This is a genomic window from Azotobacter armeniacus (genome assembly GCF_054779355.1).
The window spans coordinates 1-15791 of record NZ_BAAGYK010000042.1 but is presented as its reverse complement, the minus strand read 5'-3'; the positions used below and the strand labels follow the sequence as shown (position 1 = coordinate 15791).

General features: G+C 61.1%; 15 protein-coding genes and 2 pseudogenes. 5 read left to right on the top strand and 12 right to left on the bottom strand.

What is annotated here, in order from left to right; genetic code table 11:
* The first annotated feature begins 99 nt into the window (after positions 1 to 99).
* Positions 100 to 717, top strand: coding sequence for a TPM domain-containing protein (locus tag ACYVD0_RS09715; RefSeq protein WP_460426640.1), 618 nt, complete (start codon positions 100 to 102; stop codon positions 715 to 717).
* 146 nt (positions 718 to 863) lie between these two features.
* Here the strand turns inward: ACYVD0_RS09715 and ACYVD0_RS09710 are convergent, their stop codons facing one another.
* The 7 genes from ACYVD0_RS09710 to ACYVD0_RS09680 form a co-directional block, all read right to left on the bottom strand.
* Positions 864 to 1118: a DUF2933 domain-containing protein gene (locus tag ACYVD0_RS09710; RefSeq protein WP_460426639.1), complete on the bottom strand. Its 255-nt coding sequence runs from the start codon at positions 1116 to 1118 to the stop codon at positions 864 to 866.
* 19 nt (positions 1119 to 1137) lie between these two features.
* Positions 1138 to 1650, bottom strand: a complete 513-nt coding sequence (locus ACYVD0_RS09705; RefSeq protein WP_460426638.1) for a hypothetical protein — start codon at positions 1648 to 1650, stop codon at positions 1138 to 1140.
* The gene (locus tag ACYVD0_RS09700) at positions 1647 to 1865 is read right to left on the bottom strand and encodes a hypothetical protein (protein ID WP_460426637.1); all 219 of its coding nucleotides are present in this window, start codon (positions 1863 to 1865) and stop codon (positions 1647 to 1649) included. Before ACYVD0_RS09700 ends, ACYVD0_RS09705 begins: the two co-directional genes overlap by 4 nt.
* Positions 1862 to 4246, bottom strand: a complete 2385-nt coding sequence (locus ACYVD0_RS09695) for a heavy metal translocating P-type ATPase (RefSeq protein ID WP_460426636.1) — start codon at positions 4244 to 4246, stop codon at positions 1862 to 1864. Before ACYVD0_RS09695 ends, ACYVD0_RS09700 begins: the two co-directional genes overlap by 4 nt.
* 202 nt (positions 4247 to 4448) lie before the next feature.
* Positions 4449 to 5105, bottom strand: coding sequence for a methyltransferase family protein (locus ACYVD0_RS09690; RefSeq protein ID WP_460426635.1), 657 nt, complete (start codon positions 5103 to 5105; stop codon positions 4449 to 4451).
* 234 nt (positions 5106 to 5339) lie between these two features.
* Complete coding sequence (locus tag ACYVD0_RS09685; RefSeq protein WP_460426634.1) at positions 5340 to 6221, bottom strand: manganese catalase family protein; 882 nt, start codon at positions 6219 to 6221, stop codon at positions 5340 to 5342.
* Positions 6222 to 6745: 524 nt separating this feature from the next.
* Positions 6746 to 7639, bottom strand: coding sequence for a LysR family transcriptional regulator (locus ACYVD0_RS09680; RefSeq protein ID WP_460426633.1), 894 nt, complete (start codon positions 7637 to 7639; stop codon positions 6746 to 6748).
* A gap of 85 nt (positions 7640 to 7724) precedes the next feature.
* Between ACYVD0_RS09680 and ACYVD0_RS09675 the strand changes: the two genes are divergently transcribed.
* Positions 7725 to 8501: an NAD(P)H-dependent oxidoreductase gene (locus ACYVD0_RS09675; RefSeq protein ID WP_460426632.1), complete on the top strand. Its 777-nt coding sequence runs from the start codon at positions 7725 to 7727 to the stop codon at positions 8499 to 8501.
* Between the two features lie 82 nt (positions 8502 to 8583).
* On the opposite strand, the pseudogene ACYVD0_RS09670 reads toward ACYVD0_RS09675, so the two are convergent.
* Both ACYVD0_RS09670 and ACYVD0_RS09665 read right to left on the bottom strand, forming a co-directional pair.
* A pseudogene (locus tag ACYVD0_RS09670) lies at positions 8584 to 8823 on the bottom strand (IS66 family transposase); the annotation flags it as partial.
* A pseudogene (locus ACYVD0_RS09665) lies at positions 8812 to 8940 on the bottom strand (transposase); the annotation flags it as partial. The pseudogenes ACYVD0_RS09670 and ACYVD0_RS09665, both read right to left, overlap by 12 nt.
* Positions 8941 to 9245: 305 nt before the next feature.
* Here ACYVD0_RS09665 and ACYVD0_RS09660 point away from each other — a divergent pair.
* A complete protein-coding gene (locus tag ACYVD0_RS09660) occupies positions 9246 to 9902 on the top strand; it encodes a TIGR02117 family protein (protein WP_460426631.1) in 657 nt (218 codons plus the stop codon).
* A 35-nt stretch (positions 9903 to 9937) separates the two neighbouring features.
* Here ACYVD0_RS09660 and ACYVD0_RS09655 read toward each other — a convergent pair whose 3' ends face one another.
* Both ACYVD0_RS09655 and ACYVD0_RS09650 read right to left on the bottom strand, forming a co-directional pair.
* Positions 9938 to 10957, bottom strand: a complete 1020-nt coding sequence (locus tag ACYVD0_RS09655; RefSeq protein ID WP_460426630.1) for a substrate-binding domain-containing protein — start codon at positions 10955 to 10957, stop codon at positions 9938 to 9940.
* 111 nt (positions 10958 to 11068) lie between these two features.
* Positions 11069 to 11995 carry a substrate-binding domain-containing protein gene (locus ACYVD0_RS09650; RefSeq protein ID WP_460426629.1) on the bottom strand — a complete coding sequence of 309 codons (927 nt, stop codon included), beginning with the start codon at positions 11993 to 11995 and terminating at the stop codon, positions 11069 to 11071.
* A 957-nt stretch (positions 11996 to 12952) separates the two neighbouring features.
* Here ACYVD0_RS09650 and ACYVD0_RS09645 point away from each other — a divergent pair.
* Entirely contained in the window at positions 12953 to 13951 is a 999-nt protein-coding gene (locus ACYVD0_RS09645; RefSeq protein WP_460426628.1) for an SDR family oxidoreductase, read from the top strand.
* 49 nt (positions 13952 to 14000) lie between these two features.
* Here the strand turns inward: ACYVD0_RS09645 and ACYVD0_RS09640 are convergent, their stop codons facing one another.
* Positions 14001 to 14219 (bottom strand): hypothetical protein, encoded by a 219-nt coding sequence (locus tag ACYVD0_RS09640; protein WP_460426627.1) that lies wholly within the window; start codon positions 14217 to 14219, stop codon positions 14001 to 14003.
* Between the two features lie 960 nt (positions 14220 to 15179).
* Here ACYVD0_RS09640 and ACYVD0_RS09635 point away from each other — a divergent pair.
* Positions 15180 to 15692, top strand: a complete 513-nt coding sequence (locus ACYVD0_RS09635; protein WP_460426626.1) for a sigma-70 family RNA polymerase sigma factor — start codon at positions 15180 to 15182, stop codon at positions 15690 to 15692.
* Positions 15693 to 15791: the final 99 nt, after the last annotated feature.

Here is a 15791-nt window from a genome sequence, read left to right as displayed (position 1 = left end):
GCAACCACTTGAGAAGGAGGCAGCGAGAACAGGGGCGCCCTGCGGGCGCCGCGCTATCCCTCCCCGCACTAGAAGTACGGGGTTTCTCGCGCAAATCGGATGAAATTGCTGACGGAAAGCGAACAGCAGCAGGTCGCCGCGGCGATCGAGCGGATCGAGCGTGATACCGATGCCGAACTGGTGACGGTACTGGCGGCACGGGCCGACGACTACACCTATATCCCCTTGCTCTGGGCCGGGCTGCTCGCCTTGCTGCTGCCCGGCTCGCTGAACGTCTTCGGAGGCTGGCTAAGCGCGGGGGACCTGCTGTTGGCGCAATGGGCGACCTTCATCCTGTGCAGCCTGCTGTTTCGCCTTCCCGCCATCACCATCCGGCTGATCCCTCGACCAGTACGTTACTGGCGCGCCAGCAACCTGGCCCGGCGGCAGTTCATCGAACTCAACCTGCATCACACTGAGGCGGAAAGCGGCATGCTGATCTTCGTCTCGGAAGCCGAGCGCTATGTGGAGATTCTGGTGGATAGGGGGATTGCCAGCCATCTGGATGACGCCACCTGGCAGGCCATCGTCGAGACCTTCATCGCCCAGGTGAAGCGCGGTGAGACGCTGCAGGGGTTTCTCACCTGCATCGAGGCCTGCGGCGCGCTACTCAAAGAGCACATGCCTGCCACCCATGAACGCAACGAGCTACCCAACCGCCTGGTGATCCTGTCATAGGGGGGAGCTGAATTCAGCGTATCCTGGCCTCTCCGTGCAGGTCGGGCTTTTTTTCATTGTGCTATGAAGCACGATTTCTTGACGGCGGCCTTGGAGTAACTCAAACAGCAAGGTTACCTGGGCAGGAAGGGGATATGGCCCGCCTGTCACTTCGTCTCGTCGCCCGGCTCCCCTGCATGCTCGTGCTCGCGCTCATGGCCATCGTGCTCGCGGGTGTGCCGATGGCCGCCATGCATGAACAGATGCATGAGTGGACAGGCCAGCAACAACAGGAATGGCAGGTAGGGAACGACGTGGGCCCGGTGCTCGGTCAGCAGGAAATAGCCGGCGATGGCGAGGAAGCCGAGAAAAAACCAGTTCGCGCGACCGGCGCTGCGAAGGGGAAAGTCATGTCGGCTCATGGTGCCTCCTTGGAGGGCGTTAACGGGAGGAATGGCGGTAAGGCAAGGCCACCTCCACATCGGGTGAGTGGTTATCGCTCCGGCGGATGCGCAAATGGATGACATAGGGCATATCGGCGTCCATGCGGAAGAAATTGCCGAAGGTCACGGTACCGGCAATCTGCATAGGCTCCAGAGTCTTTTGCTGGGCCGCACCGCCTAGGGGCTCGACGCGCGCTTGCACGGACGCGTTCGACAGGCGCTTGCCGGTCGCCTCATCGAAAAGGGCTATCACCACATGGTGAGTGCCAGCGCCGCGCGCACTGCTGGGCTTCATGTGCGTGCCCGGTACGTCCAGTTCCTGCAGTACGATAAGTTCCGCCGGCAACACGCCGTAGTAGATCACCAGGCCCTCCTTGCGTACCGGCTGCTCCAGGACATCTGCGTATGCAGTCGCAAACGCAAACAGCAGTGCCAACACGGCGAGCCAGAGCAGAGGTCTACCTGTCCGCGGCGCCGGAAATCCCGGATGACGAAGCGCATGACGTCTCATGGCAAATTCTTCCTCTGTAGTTTCCGACGGATCTCGGCCACGTCCTTGTCGTACTGGCGCACGATGCGCGTGGTCTGTATCAGGGTCCAGACCGGGCACACCAGGAAAATCGCGGCTACGGCAAACGATTTGCCACTCAGCCCGAACAGGTAAAACACGACCGCGATACCGACAGCGCTGACCAGGATGCAAATGGGCTGAACCTTGCGTTTCATGCCATGGCCACCTCGCTGCTTTCAATATGGGCACGCTTGAGCAACGCGGAGTTGACGATCACCGACAGGGAACTGAGCGCCATGGCGGCGGCGGCAATAATGGGATTGAGCAGGCCGAAAGCCGCGACGGGGATGCCGACAGTGTTGTAAATGAAAGCCCAGAACAGGTTCTGCTTGATCTTGCGCATGGTCGCGCGTGACAGCTGGATCGCAGTGACGACGTCGCGCACATCGTTCTTGATCAGGATGATGCCGCCGGTTTCCTTGGCTACATCGGAACCGGTACCGATGGCGATGCCGATATCGGCGGTGGCGAGCGCCGGGGCATCGTTGACGCCGTCGCCGACCATGGCCACGACTTGCCCTTCCTGCTGCAACTTCTGGATCACCGACACCTTGTCTTCGGGCAGCACCTCGGCGATAACCCGCCCGATGCCGACCTGCCGGGCAATGGCGTCGGCCGTGCGCTGGTTGTCGCCGGTCAGCAGCACGACCTGGATGCCACGCGCCTTGAGTTCGCTGACGGCTTCGGCGGCTTCCGGCTTGAGCGTGTCAGCGACCGCGATAATGCCCAGCAGATCGTGGCCTTGGCCGACCAGCATGGCGGTTTTGCCTTCCGCTTCCAGCTGCATCATGGCCTGTTCGGCATGATCGATAGCAATGCCCTGCTGCAGGAACAGGCGGCGATTGCCGAGCCAGACAGTGGCGTCGTGCAACTCGCCACGGATGCCGTGACCCGCGATACCCTTGATGCTATGAGCCGCTTCGAGCACCAAACCGCGTTCTTGGGCCGCGCGCACCATGGCTTCGCCAAGCGGATGTTCGGAGCCGATCTCGACGGCTGCAGCCAGTGCCAGAACGCCCGCTTCATTCAAGTCCTTCATCGGCACGATATCGGTGACAGTCGGTTCGCCACGCGTGATGGTGCCAGTCTTGTCGAATACCACCGTGGTGAGTTTTTCCGCTCGCTCCAGGACTTCGCCGCCGCGGATCAAAATGCCCTTGTCCGCGCTCTTGCCAACGCCGACCATCAGCGCCGCTGGTGTCGCCACACCGAGCGCACAGGGGCAGGAAATGATCAGCACGGCGATGAAGGCGAGCAGGCCCTGCGGGAAATTCCCGAGCGCCCACCAGCCGAGAAAGGCAAGCACGGCGACCAGCACCACCGCCGGGACGAAATAGCCGGTAACCTTGTCCGCCAGGCGCTGGATCTGCGCCGTGCTCGCCTGGGCGTCCTCCACCATCTTGATGATTTGCGCCAGCGCAGTCTGCGCGCCGATCTTCGTGGCCTTGAAGCGGAACAGGCCCGAGCGATTGAGCGTGCCGCCGATCACGGCAGCTCCGGGTTTCTTTTCCACCGGCATCGACTCACCGGTCAGCATCGATTCATCGACACTCGACTCGCCGTCGCTCACTTCACCGTCGGTGGGAATCTTCTCACCCGGCCTCACCACCACGGTTTCGCCGACCATGATGCTTTCGGCCGGGATTTCCTCTTCCTTGCCTTCGCGCAGCACATGGGCCGTGGCCGGCTTCAGATCCAGCAAGCGCCGCACGGCGGCCGAGGATTTCTTCTTGATGATCTCCTCCATGTATTTGCCGAGTAGTACGAAGGCGATGATCACTGCCGACACCTCGAAATAGACGTCGCGCTCTTCGACCTTGACTGGCAGCACCTCGGGGAAAAACAGCACGGCGACACTGTAGAAATAAGCGACGGAGGTGCCGAGTGCGATCAGGAAGTCCATGTTGATAACGCGCGTGCGGACGGCATTCCACGCGCCCTTGTAGAAACTCCAGCCGCCAATGAATTGCACCGGGGTAACCAGCAGGAACAGCCACACGCCCCAGGTGAAAAACGGCAGCGCGGGGAACGGCACCCAGGTCAGGAGGGTGGCGCCGGCAGCGAGACCGATAAAGGCGCCGGCACGCAGGATGGCCAGCGCGAGCACGCCGGTGAGCGCGATAGCCACCCGCGTTTTCATGCGCTTGAGTTCGGCCTCCGGCGACTCGAAGATCTGCTTGCAGCTCCCGCTGCAAAAATAGTAAGTGCGCCCGCCGCGCTCGGTCTTCAGGGCCGTCGCCTTGTCCACCATCATGCCGCAGATGGGATCCTTGGCCTTTTCGCCCAAGCCATGCGTCTTGCCGGAAGCTGCAGACATCATCTCTGTCGAGTTGCCTTCGTGCGGGTTTCCATGCCTGTGATCGTGGCTACTGCCTTCATGCGCAGCATTGCCGACATAGCGCTCGGGCGCCTGGGTGAACGCGGCTTGACAGCGGCTCGAGCAGAACCAGAAGCGACGCCCCTGATATTCCTGGCTGGCCGTAGTCTTCGCCGGTTCGACACTCATGCCGCAGACCGGATCAATCGCCGTCTTCATCGTCCTCATAGGGACACCTCAGCTGGCCGCCGCCACTGGCGAACGGGTATTGAGATGACTGGTGACAACTTTGCGCAGGCTGTCGCCGTCCAGGCTCTCGCATCAGCCGAGCACTGCAACAACGCCCCACCCTGCCAGCTGATTTCGGCATCACTAAAATCTACCGGGCCGTTTTCTCAGGTCACCTCATACCACGGCGAATTCAGGATTTCGCGAGCGGTTTTTGGCCCCCGAGACGAGGAATGAAAGCCGGTACTTCGTTCATGTAATGGCGGTAAGCGTCACCGAACTGGACGAGCGTGTCGCGCTCTTCGGATTTCGCCAATCGCGCGTACATGAATAGGAGGATCGGAAACATGACGAGCGTGATCAGCGTCGGCCATTGCAACAGAAAGCCGAACATGATCAGTACGAACCCCATGTATTGGGGATGACGGACTTTGGCATAAGGGCCTGTCGTCGCGAGTTCCCCGGCACGCTGTGCGTCGTAAAGCACTTTCCAGGCGGAGGCCAGCAACCAGAAGCCCGCGACGATCAAGAGGTTGCTGGCAATATGAAACGGCCCTAAATGGGGACTCGCCTTCCAGCCGAACAAGGTCTCCAGCAGATGTCCGGCATCGTGCGACAGAAAATCGATGCCGGGAAAACGGCTGCCGAGCCAGCCGGAGAGCAGGTAAATCGTCAGCGGAAAACCGTACATCTCGGTAAACAGCGCCACCAGAAATGCGCTGAAAGCACCGAAGCTGCGCCAGTCGCGCGCCGATTTCGGTTTGAAGAAACTGAAAGCGAAGATGATGAACACCAGAGAGTTGATGATCACCAATCCCCAGAGGCCATAGGCGGGCTCATCGTGTGTCACGAACGCTCTCCGTTGAGATTCGTCAAGTGCCAGAACAGGCGGTCTGGTCCCGGCGACTGGAGTATAGACACTGCAGGGTGTTGGCTTCGTGCTTGCTCATGCCCGGCGAGTCGCTGGCCGTACGCCGCGACAGCCGGGCTGTGCTGTTCTTTGGCGGGGGAGCAGTCAGCACAGCGCCTGCTCCTCCGGCCCAGCGCATGCTGGACCAGAAGAGCACGGCATCAGCCGCTTCCCTTAATGGGGTTTGCCAGCCGCACCGGCGCCGGGATCCGCACCGGTGCCCGGGTCAGCAGTGGGGTTCGACATCGTGCGCGCGGCCATCTGCTTCCATACCTTCACATCCTTGTCGGGAAGGGTCACGGTGGCCATGCCATCCCCCCCATCGACTGCCGGTTGCGGCGTTTCGACGAACGTCCATTCGGCGCCCTGGTTCCAGGGACCTCGCATATCGCCCGCGCCCTGGGACATGTTGAAGTAGGTATTGGTGAATTCGGGCATACCCTGCAGCTTCCCTTCGGGGAAGTTGGGTTGCATCGCATGCAGCGCCCTTTCGAACGATTTCTGGTGTGCCAGCTCGCGCGTCATCAGGAATTTGAGTGCGTCCTGGATGCCGGCATCGTCCGTGACATTGATAAGGCGCTCATAAATGATCTTGGCACGGGCCTCGGCCGCGATATTGGAGCGTAGATCAGCCGTGGGCTCGCCAATCGTATCGATGTAGGCGGCACTCCAGGGCACGCCACCCGAGTTGGTCAATGCCGGGCCGCCACCATACAGCAAGGCGGTCATGTGGGAGTCGTTACCACCGCCGGTCAAGGATCGATAGAGATCGGCTTCTTTCTCGACGCCCTCGGCCAGTTGGCCCTTGGCCCCCTTGTTCAACATGCCGACGATCGAACCGATGATCTCCAGGTGACTGAGCTCTTCGGTCGCGATGTCCATCAGCAGGTCTTTCCGGCCCGCATCATCCTCGGCCAGGCTCTGGGTAAAATAACGCATCGCCGCAGCCAGTTCGCCTTGCGGCCCACCAAACTGCTCCAACAGCAAGTTTGCAAGGCCAGGATTCGGTGCCGCAACCCTGACGGTGTATTGAAGACGCTTGTTGTGGACAAACATACAATCCTCCTCAATGGTTAGTCGTAATCTCCTTTTTCATTGCGTCCCGTGTTTTGGCGTTTCGTTGAAACGAGTGGCAAGGCATGCCCCCGACTCAAGGGGGTAGAGCGGACTCCAGCTCGAATAGTTCAGGGAAAATGCCCAATGGTAAAAGCACTCGCTTGAAGAAGGACGACAGGGGGTTTCGAGGGCTCAGCTGCGTAACCGCCAGCCGAGCCCCATACCAGCCAGCCTCGGGCGAAGTCGATGACCGGGGACAGCCAGTCGGACTTCAGCGCCCCGTCAGCGGCACGTCTCTCGACCAACAGGCGGGGCGATCCGGGCGCTGAAACCCGCACAGTCCGGAGTCGCCCGGCCTCCTCGGCGCAAGGCCCGAGCCGCTCGCAGTGCCTGAGGCGATCAATCATTGCTGGTCGATGGACTTCATGCACGCTCAGCTGGCTGCTTGCCGAAAAGAAGATTCTTCATTGACTGCCACCTGCTAGCCATCGATAAAGCCTGAGAGGTGGAACGCTTTGCACGGATCACACCGAATTTGCGATGTACTCACGCAGCCATTGATGCGCGGGGTCGCGATGGGAGCGCTCATGCCAGAGCATGGCCATCTCGTAGCCCGGTACATCAACAGGCGGCTCGACAACCTGCAGCGCACGGGTGTTGCGAACCAAGCGCGAAGGTAACATCGCCACGAGGTCAGTGCTCGCCAAGACCGACATTACAAACAGGAAGTGCGGAACGGAAAGCACCACCCGGCGCGCCAGGCCTGCCTCCGAGAGCGTCTTATCCGTGATGCCGCGAAACCCCCCACCATCCGGCGACACGATCACGTGGTCGAGTTCGCAGAATTGCGAAAGCGTTAGTCGTCTTTTCAAGCGCGGATGACCTGCGCGGCCTACCAGAACATAGCGCTCCGTAAAGAGCGCTTGGCGATGCAAGCCAGACGGAGCGTCCTCGCTGGTATGAAAAGCAAGATCGATCTCCCCCCGCTCCGCTTGCCTGGCTATGCGTGGCGGCACAACTTCAAGGACTGCCAGCCGGGTACCAGGCGCCGCCGAACGCAACCTGCTCAAAGCTGGCAGCAGGATCGTCGATTCGCTGTAGTCGGACGCGGCAACGCGCCACGTATGACGGGCCTTGGCTGGATCAAAGAGGCTGGCGGATGACACCGCGCGCTCAAGTGCCTCAAGCGCTTGCCGCAAAGGTTCGCGCAACTCGTCGGCCCTCGCGGTAGGCCGCATTCCTCGTGGCCCCGGGAGTAACAGTGGGTCGCCAAAGATATCCCTCAGCTTGGCTAGATGGACGCTTACCGAAGGTTGAGAGAAGTTCAGGCGCTCTGCAGTACGGGTCACGTTGTGTTCCGAGAGCAGAGCATCGAGGGTTACCAGCAGGTTGAGGTCCAGCCGCCTGAGATTATTCATGACAATACCTGGAATATTGGATATTCATTTCCAATATACCTGGCAAAGTTCCATCCTGCTCCCGTCTAGCAATGGAGGCCCAGCCATGAATGTTCTTTTCGTCTATGCCCATCCCGAACCCAAGTCATTGAATGGCTCGCTTAAGGACTTTTCGGTCAAACGCCTTGAGGATGCTGGACACGTCGTCCAGGTATCAGACCTGTATGCAATGAAGTGGAAAGCATCGCTCGATGCAGACGACAGCACGGATAGGCAGGCCGATGCCCGCTTTGATCCAACCCTTGACTCCAAGCGTGCGTTCGAGAATGGTCGGCAGAGCAAAGACATCGCACTCGAACAGGACAAGCTACTGTGGGCGGATGCAGTCATCCTGCAGTTTCCCCTGTGGTGGTTCTCGATGCCGGCGATCCTGAAAGGCTGGGTGGAACGCGTCTATGCGTATGGCTTCGCGTATGGCGTAGGGGAACACTCCGACGCACGCTGGGGCGACCGCTATGGGGAAGGCACGATGGCAGGAAAGCGAGCGATGCTGATCGTCACTGCGGGCGGATGGGAATCTCATTACAGCCCGCGGGGTATCAATGGCCCCATGGATGATGTGTTGTTCCCCATCCAGCATGGGATTCTGTATTACCCCGGCTTCGACGTCTTGCCACCGTTCGTGATCTATCGGACAAGCCGAATTGACGAAACAAGATTTTCAAAGATCTGTGACGCGCTCGGACAACGTCTTGATGACCTTTGGAAGATTACGCCGATACCATTTCGCCCGCAGAATACTGGTGCGTACCACATCCCGGAACTCACGTTGCGACCTGATATTGCTCCGGATCAGTTCGGCTTCGCTGCACACATCGCATAGAAATTGCGCCGTCATGCATTCTGTATTGCAGGCGAGATCAGTGACGCCGCTCAGGGAGGTACGGCGGCGCTTGCAGAGAACTGATCAGCGGATTCGCCTTGCAGGTTTCGACCAGCGAGTAGAGATTGGCGCTGGCATGTGCGCTGGCGACGAAGGGCCGGATTGCACTCTCACAGAGGTTGTTCGAGATCGGCCAAGCGCCGTTCTCAACGTAGCGGATCAGCTTCGGCCACTGCCCGCTCAGATACTGAAGTGCCTTGCCCAGCAGACTGCCTGACACGACGGTGGGCAGGTGTTCGAGGAGCATCCCGGCTGCGAACAGCTTGATGAAGCGCGTAGTCAGTTTGGCATTGATGCCGTGTTCTTGCGCCATGCGAGCAACCGATACCCTGGGCCGTAAACAGGCTTCGACCAACGCGCGCTTTGCCTTCTCATCGTACCGACGGCGACCATCGCGGCTACGCCCGACTACTCTTAACTGAGTCTTTCTCTGACATAGGTGTCCACCTAATTTAGGTGGACACTATCATGGGCATTCGGGCCGCCGATTGATAGACGCCGATAACTGACCGCTTACGCTTGTTTTCGGCCTCGGCGCGTTTGTCATGAGTGGTTCGATTGCGCTCCTGCTCACTGGCGGTTTCGTGATGCTTTGGGAGTTTCTCAGGTCGTCCAGGCCTCGCCATAAGGTCACCGCCGATCCGCCTCAAGAGAACCCGGAAAACTGCTCATGAAAGCCATGCCATGAAAAGTATTTTGTTACTAATGCTATTGGTCCTCGTATCAGGATGCTCGGCGAAACCATCTGTGGTTCAAGGTTCCGAGGGGTTTACGGGGAGGGGAAGCAATGAAGTATATATAGTAAGTCATGGTTGGCATACTGGCTTTGTTCTTCCAGCAGAAGAGGTACAAAGGAGGCTTCCCGAATTAAAGAGGCGGTTTGGAAGTGCGGCCTATATTGAGGTGGGCTGGGGGGACGAGGAGTTTTATCAGGCTCAAGAAATAACGACAGGGGTAACGCTGAGGGCGATATTTTGGCCGAGTGAATCGGTAGTGCATGCGGTTGCAGTGCCGACTGCGGTCGATGAGCACTTTTCCAATACCGAAATGGCAAGGTTATGTTTGACTGATGATGAGCTTCGGTCGTTGATGAGCTTTATTGAGGGTAGCTTCTATAAGAATGAGAGGGAAGAAATACTGAAAATGAAGGATGGCCTCTATGGGGAGAGTCAATTTTACAAGGGAGTGGGTGAGTACCATTTAATGAATACCTGCAACGTATGGACGGCGAAGGGCTTGAAGAGTGCCGGAATGGATATATCTCCTGCATTCAAGTTGACTGCACGCAGTGTCATGAAGGCGATCGCGCAAACAGAGTGCAACACCCAACCAATCCGGTGATATTTTGATGTGGGCCAGTACCTTCACACGCCGACTCAACGCTTGGCCGGGATGTCCGGCGACGATTGGGGCAAATAGGCGCGACTTTCGACGAGAGCCTTCTCGGGGACGGGCTTGTCCTGTGCCAGACGCTTGAGCGTCCGGTAAATCTGGCGACCGATCTCGCGGCTTTCCGCGCTCAGATAGGCCTGCACCAGGCCCTCGTCGAGCAGCGCGCGCCGTGCCGCGTCAGGCTCGGGGGTGACAATGATGATGACCGGATGCGCACCCTTTTTATCGAGTTCGGCGAGCAGCGGGCCGATTTGCCGTCGATAGATGTCGGCTCGATGAACCAGCCAGGGGCTGAGGCTGATGAGGGTATCGACCTGGCTGTCGGAACTCAGCAGAGTGGTGAGCTGGAACAGCGCACTCTGTTGAGTGTCGGCGCCAAAGAGCGGGCAGCGGTCCGGCTCGCTCCAGCCATTCTCCCCGCTCAGCCGATCGGCCCCCTCATGGCTTGGGATGCCGCCGAGCTGCTGGCGAATGCCCTTGAAGCGCTCTTGGTAACTCATGTCGTGTGGGCCGCCGCCGCTCAGGATGCACAACCTTCCGCCCTGCGGCCTGAAGTGCTGGGCGAGCATGCCCAGCCGCTGGCCGAAAGCCAGGTTGTCGAGCCCGACGTAGCCGCGGCGCAAATGCCGCTCGGCGGGCTCCAGGTCCGAATCGAAGGTGATCAGCGGCGTCTGGCCCAGCCGCTTCAGCGCGTGATTGGCCAGCCACTTCGAATGGGTCACTGACAGGGCGATACCGTCCAGGTTCTTGGCGAGGGCCTGCTCCAGGACACTGTTCTGCAGACGAAAATGCGCCGACCCTGAAGCGCCCAGCAACAGACAGGTATCGCCTTGGGCCCGGGCCGCCTCGGCACAGCCCTCACCAATCAGAATGAAGTAGGGATGGTCGACCCGCTTGGCGACCAGCGCGAACTGCAAGGGCTCGGCACGGGCAAGAGGAGCGGGCAGCAGCCCGAGAAGCAGGCTGACAGCGGAAAGAAAGCGGCACAACGGCAATCTTTTCACATCGAATACTTGCGAATCGCAGAATGCACGCAGGAATGATAGGCCTTGGGCATCCGTTACACGCAGCCAGTAGTCGGAGGGACAGTCTGCAATTGGCAGGAGGCCCCCTTCTCAACGCTCCGCCGGGATATGTGCTGGCGACTGGGGCAGATAAATGCGGCTGTCGACGAGAACCTTCTCGGGGACAGGCTTGCCCTGCACCAGACGCTTGAGCATCCAGTAGCTTTGGCGGCCGATTTCACGGCCTTCCATGCTCAGATAGGCCTGTACCAGACCGTCGTCGAGCAGCGCGCGCTGTGCCGCGTTGGGTTCCTCCGGGGTGGTGATGATGATGGCCGGGCGCGACCCCTGTTTATCGAGTTCGGCGAGCAGCGGGCCGAGCTGTCGGCGGTACATGTCAGCCCGGTAAATCGGCCAGCTGCCGATGCTGATGATGACGTCGAATTGGCGGGTGTTCAGCAAGGTGGTGAGCTGGAGTAGCGCGCGCTCTGGCGTTTCGGCTCGCTCCAGGGGGCAGCGGTTCGGCTCGCTCCAGCCATTTTCTCCCTTCAGCCGATCGGTTCCCGCCTGGTCCGGGATACCGCCAAGTTGGCGGCGGATGCCTTGCAGGCGCTCCTTGTGGTAGGTGTCCTGCAGGCTCAAGACACACAGCTTTCCACCCTGCGGCCTGAAGCGCTGGGCGAGCATGCCCAGCCGCTGGCCGAAGACAAGGTTGTCGAGTCCGACATGGCCACGGCGCAGATGCCGCTCTGCCGGCTCCAAGTCCGAATTGATAGTGATCAATGGTATCCGGCCCGCCCGTTTCAGGGCATGCTCGGCCAGCCACTTCGACCGGGTCACCGCCAGGGCGATACCATCCAGGTCCGTGTCGAGGGCCTGCTCCAGGGCTTGATTTTGCTGGCGGAAATGCGTAGGCCCTGATGAAGGGCCCAGCAATAGACAAGTATCGCCCTGGGCCCGGGCGGCCTCGGCGCAGCCCTCGCTAGCCAGGATGTAGAAGCATTGGTCGGCCCGCTTGGCGAGCAGTGCGAATTGCAACGACTCAGCATCACTAAAAAATACGGGCAGCAGCCCGCAAAGCAGACCACCAACGGAAAGAAAGCGGCACACTGGCGATCTTTTCAAATCGAATCCTTGCAGGTTGCAGAACTCCGATAGAAATGATAGGTCCCGGGCATCTGTTACATGCAGCCAGTAGTCGGAGGCCATAGCCGATCTGCAATTGGCAGGAAAACCTTTTCTCAACGCTTCAAGGAGATGCCCGGCAGTGATTGGGGCAGGTAGACGACGTGGCTGTCGACGAGAACCTTCTCGGGGACGGGCTCGCCCTGCGCCAGACGCTTGAGCATCCGCTAGCTTTGACAACCGAGCTCGCGGCTATCCATGCTCAGATAGGCCTGTACCAGCCCCTCGTCGAGCAGCGCACGCTATGCAATGTCGTTATTAACCAAACCTAAAAATAAATTTGTCAGGAAATCCGGTTTTCGCGGTTTCCAAGAATAACTTGGTCAGTCTATTAATAGGCCGAATCAATAGTTCGATAACTTGCCTTTCAAGGGCGTCTCGGCAATCGGCAGGAAGGATCGCCCGCTCCTTACAAGGCTGTACGGCGTGCCGCCTACGGCATCCTACCCGTCGCCATGGGGCGCCCCCTCCCTGGCCCGGGCCTGGAACTCGTCCAGCGGGACTCCGGTCGGTACTTCAATGAATCCTGTACTGCAGAGTGCGATTCGGCGAGCCCGACACGAGACGAATCGATGGAAAGATGGAAAAGCAAGGCGAATACCTGCGCAAATGTGGTTGCTCGTTGCGTCCTGGCTGCTCTCCGGAGCCACTGCACCCGGAGCCGAGGGCAGTCTGATCGCAGGCGGGCTGATCATAGCCTTGAGTGTGCCCCTGGGGCCGATTCGTCACCATTACGCCGGCAGGAACCGCCTACGACGCTTACCGTTGGCCAGACCCGCCTCGCCTGAGCATGCCCAGGAGACTTCGCCCATGGCCGACTCCCCCCTCACGGTCGTGATCTGCGGCGCCACCGCCGGCGTTGGCCGCGCTACCGCCCATGCCTTTGCCCGGTCGGGCTACCAGGTCGCGCTGATCGCCCGGAGCGAACGGGGCCTGGCCGACACCCAGGCCGAACTGCAGTCGGCCGGCGCCAGAGTCCTGACAATCGCCGCCGACGTCGCCAACGCCGAAGACATCGAGCGGGCGGCCGCCCGGGTGGAAACCGAACTGGGGCCAATCGCCGTGTGGGTCAATTCGGCGATGGTGACCGTCTTCGGCCCTGTCAGCCGGTTGAGTGCGGAGGAATTCCGGCGCGTCACCGAGGTGACCTATCTCGGTTTCGTACACGGCACGTTGGCGGCCCTGCGCCATATGACGCCACGCAACCGGGGCACCATCGTCCAGGTGGGGTCGGCCCTGGCCTATCGGGCCATTCCGCTGCAATCGGCCTACTGCGCGGCGAAGTTCGCCATCCGGGGCTTCACCGATGCCCTGCGCTGCGAACTCATCCACGACGGGAGCCGGATACGACTGACCATGGTGCAGCTTCCAGCCCACAACACCCCCCAGTTCGACTGGGCACGCAACAAGATGGACAAGCGTCCGCAACCCGTGCCGCCGATCTACCAGCCGGAGGTGGCCGCGCGCGCCATCCTGCGGGCGGCCACCGAGGCTCCCCGCGAACTCTGGCTGGGGCGCGCCACCCTGCAGGCCATCGTCGGCACCATGCTCATGCCCGGACTGCTCGACCGCATGCTGGCCAGGAAGGCCTACCAGGGGCAGCAGACCGAAGAGGATGCGGACCCGACCCGTGCGGACAACCTCTTCCAGCCGGTCGAGGGGCAGCATCGCACCGCAGGGCGCTTTGCCGATCACGCCTGGGACAAGGCCCAGGGCTTCGGCTCCGAGATGGTCGGCGTAATGCTCGCCGCTGCCGTGGCGGTGCTGGTCCTGGTTGTCGCTGCGCTCATTGCCTGGCTGGCAGACTGACCAAGCCCTTCGCACACCAAACAAACTTCAAAGCCGTGCAGTCGCGCTCTCAGCGAAACTCCTTGTTGTTCAGGTTGTGCCGGGCCATGCGCAGGCCGAGGATGCGCCGGATCAGGCCCAGGTCGACAGTGGCCACGTAGTTGCTGCCGACCAGCAGCTTCACCGACAGGCCCAGGCGGCGCTCCAGGTAGACCTGCAGGGGTCGGTTGAGTCGCTCCACCACCGCCTGGGATTCGCCGGGCAGCAGTCCGCATCTGAGGGCTTTCATGGCTGGCTGAAGAGCTATTTGTCGCGCCACCGGCAAGGCGGCATCCGAGGGATATACAGCAAGCTCCGTTCCACGCGGCGCAAGCACCCGCAAATCCCGCCCTGGCCAGGCGCAAGCCCACGGATGCGTACGAAAGGCCGGCGCATTGCGCACGCGCCGGTACATTCCGGGTCCAAAGGCGCGGGGGAGACGGCGCCGCCGGGCAAGTGTGGCCACGAAACCGAACGCCCGCCGGGCACCGGCCCCGCGCCGCGCCGCGACGCGCCGCGCAGGACCGGCAAGCGGGAAGCTGCTGCCGGCACTGGCGCCGGCCTTGCGAGAAGCGATCCGTCCATCCTGCCCAAGAGCCCCCCACCATGCCCGAATCCCCCCCACCGCGCCCGGCCGGCGCCCGGATCTACCACCTGCGGCCCTATTACTCCAGTCACCGCCTGCCGCCGGACTGGCGCGAGGTCCGCGCGGACATCTGGCTGCAGTCCCTCACCACCTACGCCTACAACCCGGCCCGCCTGGGCCACGAGGCCGAATCCCTGGAGGCGCTGGGCAAGGTGGAGGATTTGGACCCCAGCGGCAAGCTGGGCGCATCCCGCTTGCGCCAGGTCTCAACGGCCAGCGCGGCGACGCTGTCATGCTCTTTCCCAAGGAATTCGAGAACTGACGCTTTCCGCAGAAGACGGCGCAGCAGCAGAGCGCGGGCTGATCCCCCCAGGCAGTGCCTGTCACCGTCGGTATATGGATCTCCAGGCGCAGCAGTTCGAGCAGCCCCCAGGTAGAGGCGCTGCGCGCAGAAAAGAAGGGTGTCACGTCCCCTCTGCCCGCCTCTGGTGGAGCAGGTGTAGGACACGGGATCGACGCCTGCGCCAGGCAAATCGTGCATTTGATCGGAAGGGTGATGACGAGCCGCTACGCTTCCCACATAATAAGAATTATTATCATTATGCTGGAAACCGAGACCCCGCCGTGGACACAGGCAACGTCGATCGTCATAGCGTGCTGCACAGCCTCTACCTGGACCATCGCCTCTGGCTCAACGGCTGGCTCAGGCGCCGGCTGGGCTGCCCGCACAGCGCCGACGACCTGACCCAGGACGCCTTCGTGCAGGTCATGGGCTCCCGGGACCTGCTGCGGCTCGAACAGCCGCGGGCCTTCCTGACCACCATCGCCAAGCGGCTGCTGTTCAACCACTACCGCCGCCAGGACATCGAGCGCGCCTACCTCGAAGCCCTGGCGACGCTACCGGCGGCGGAGCAGCCCAGCGAGGAAGTCCGTGCCATCGCCATGGAGACCTTGCTGGAGCTGGCGCAGCTACTGGAAGACCTGCCGCTGCCGGTCCGCCAGGCGTTCCTCTACGCCCAGCTCGACGGCATGCCCTATGCCGAGATCGCCGAGCGCCTGGGCATCTCCCTCGCCACCGTCAAGCGCTACATCGCCAAGGCGGCGCAGCGCTGCTATTTCGCCGAGCTCTACGATTGACTGCTCCCCTCCCTAAAGGAAGGGGATTCCCAATTCACTGAGAACAGGACACGGATACTTGACCCATGCCGCTTACATTCTCTCCAAGGGCTAACACCG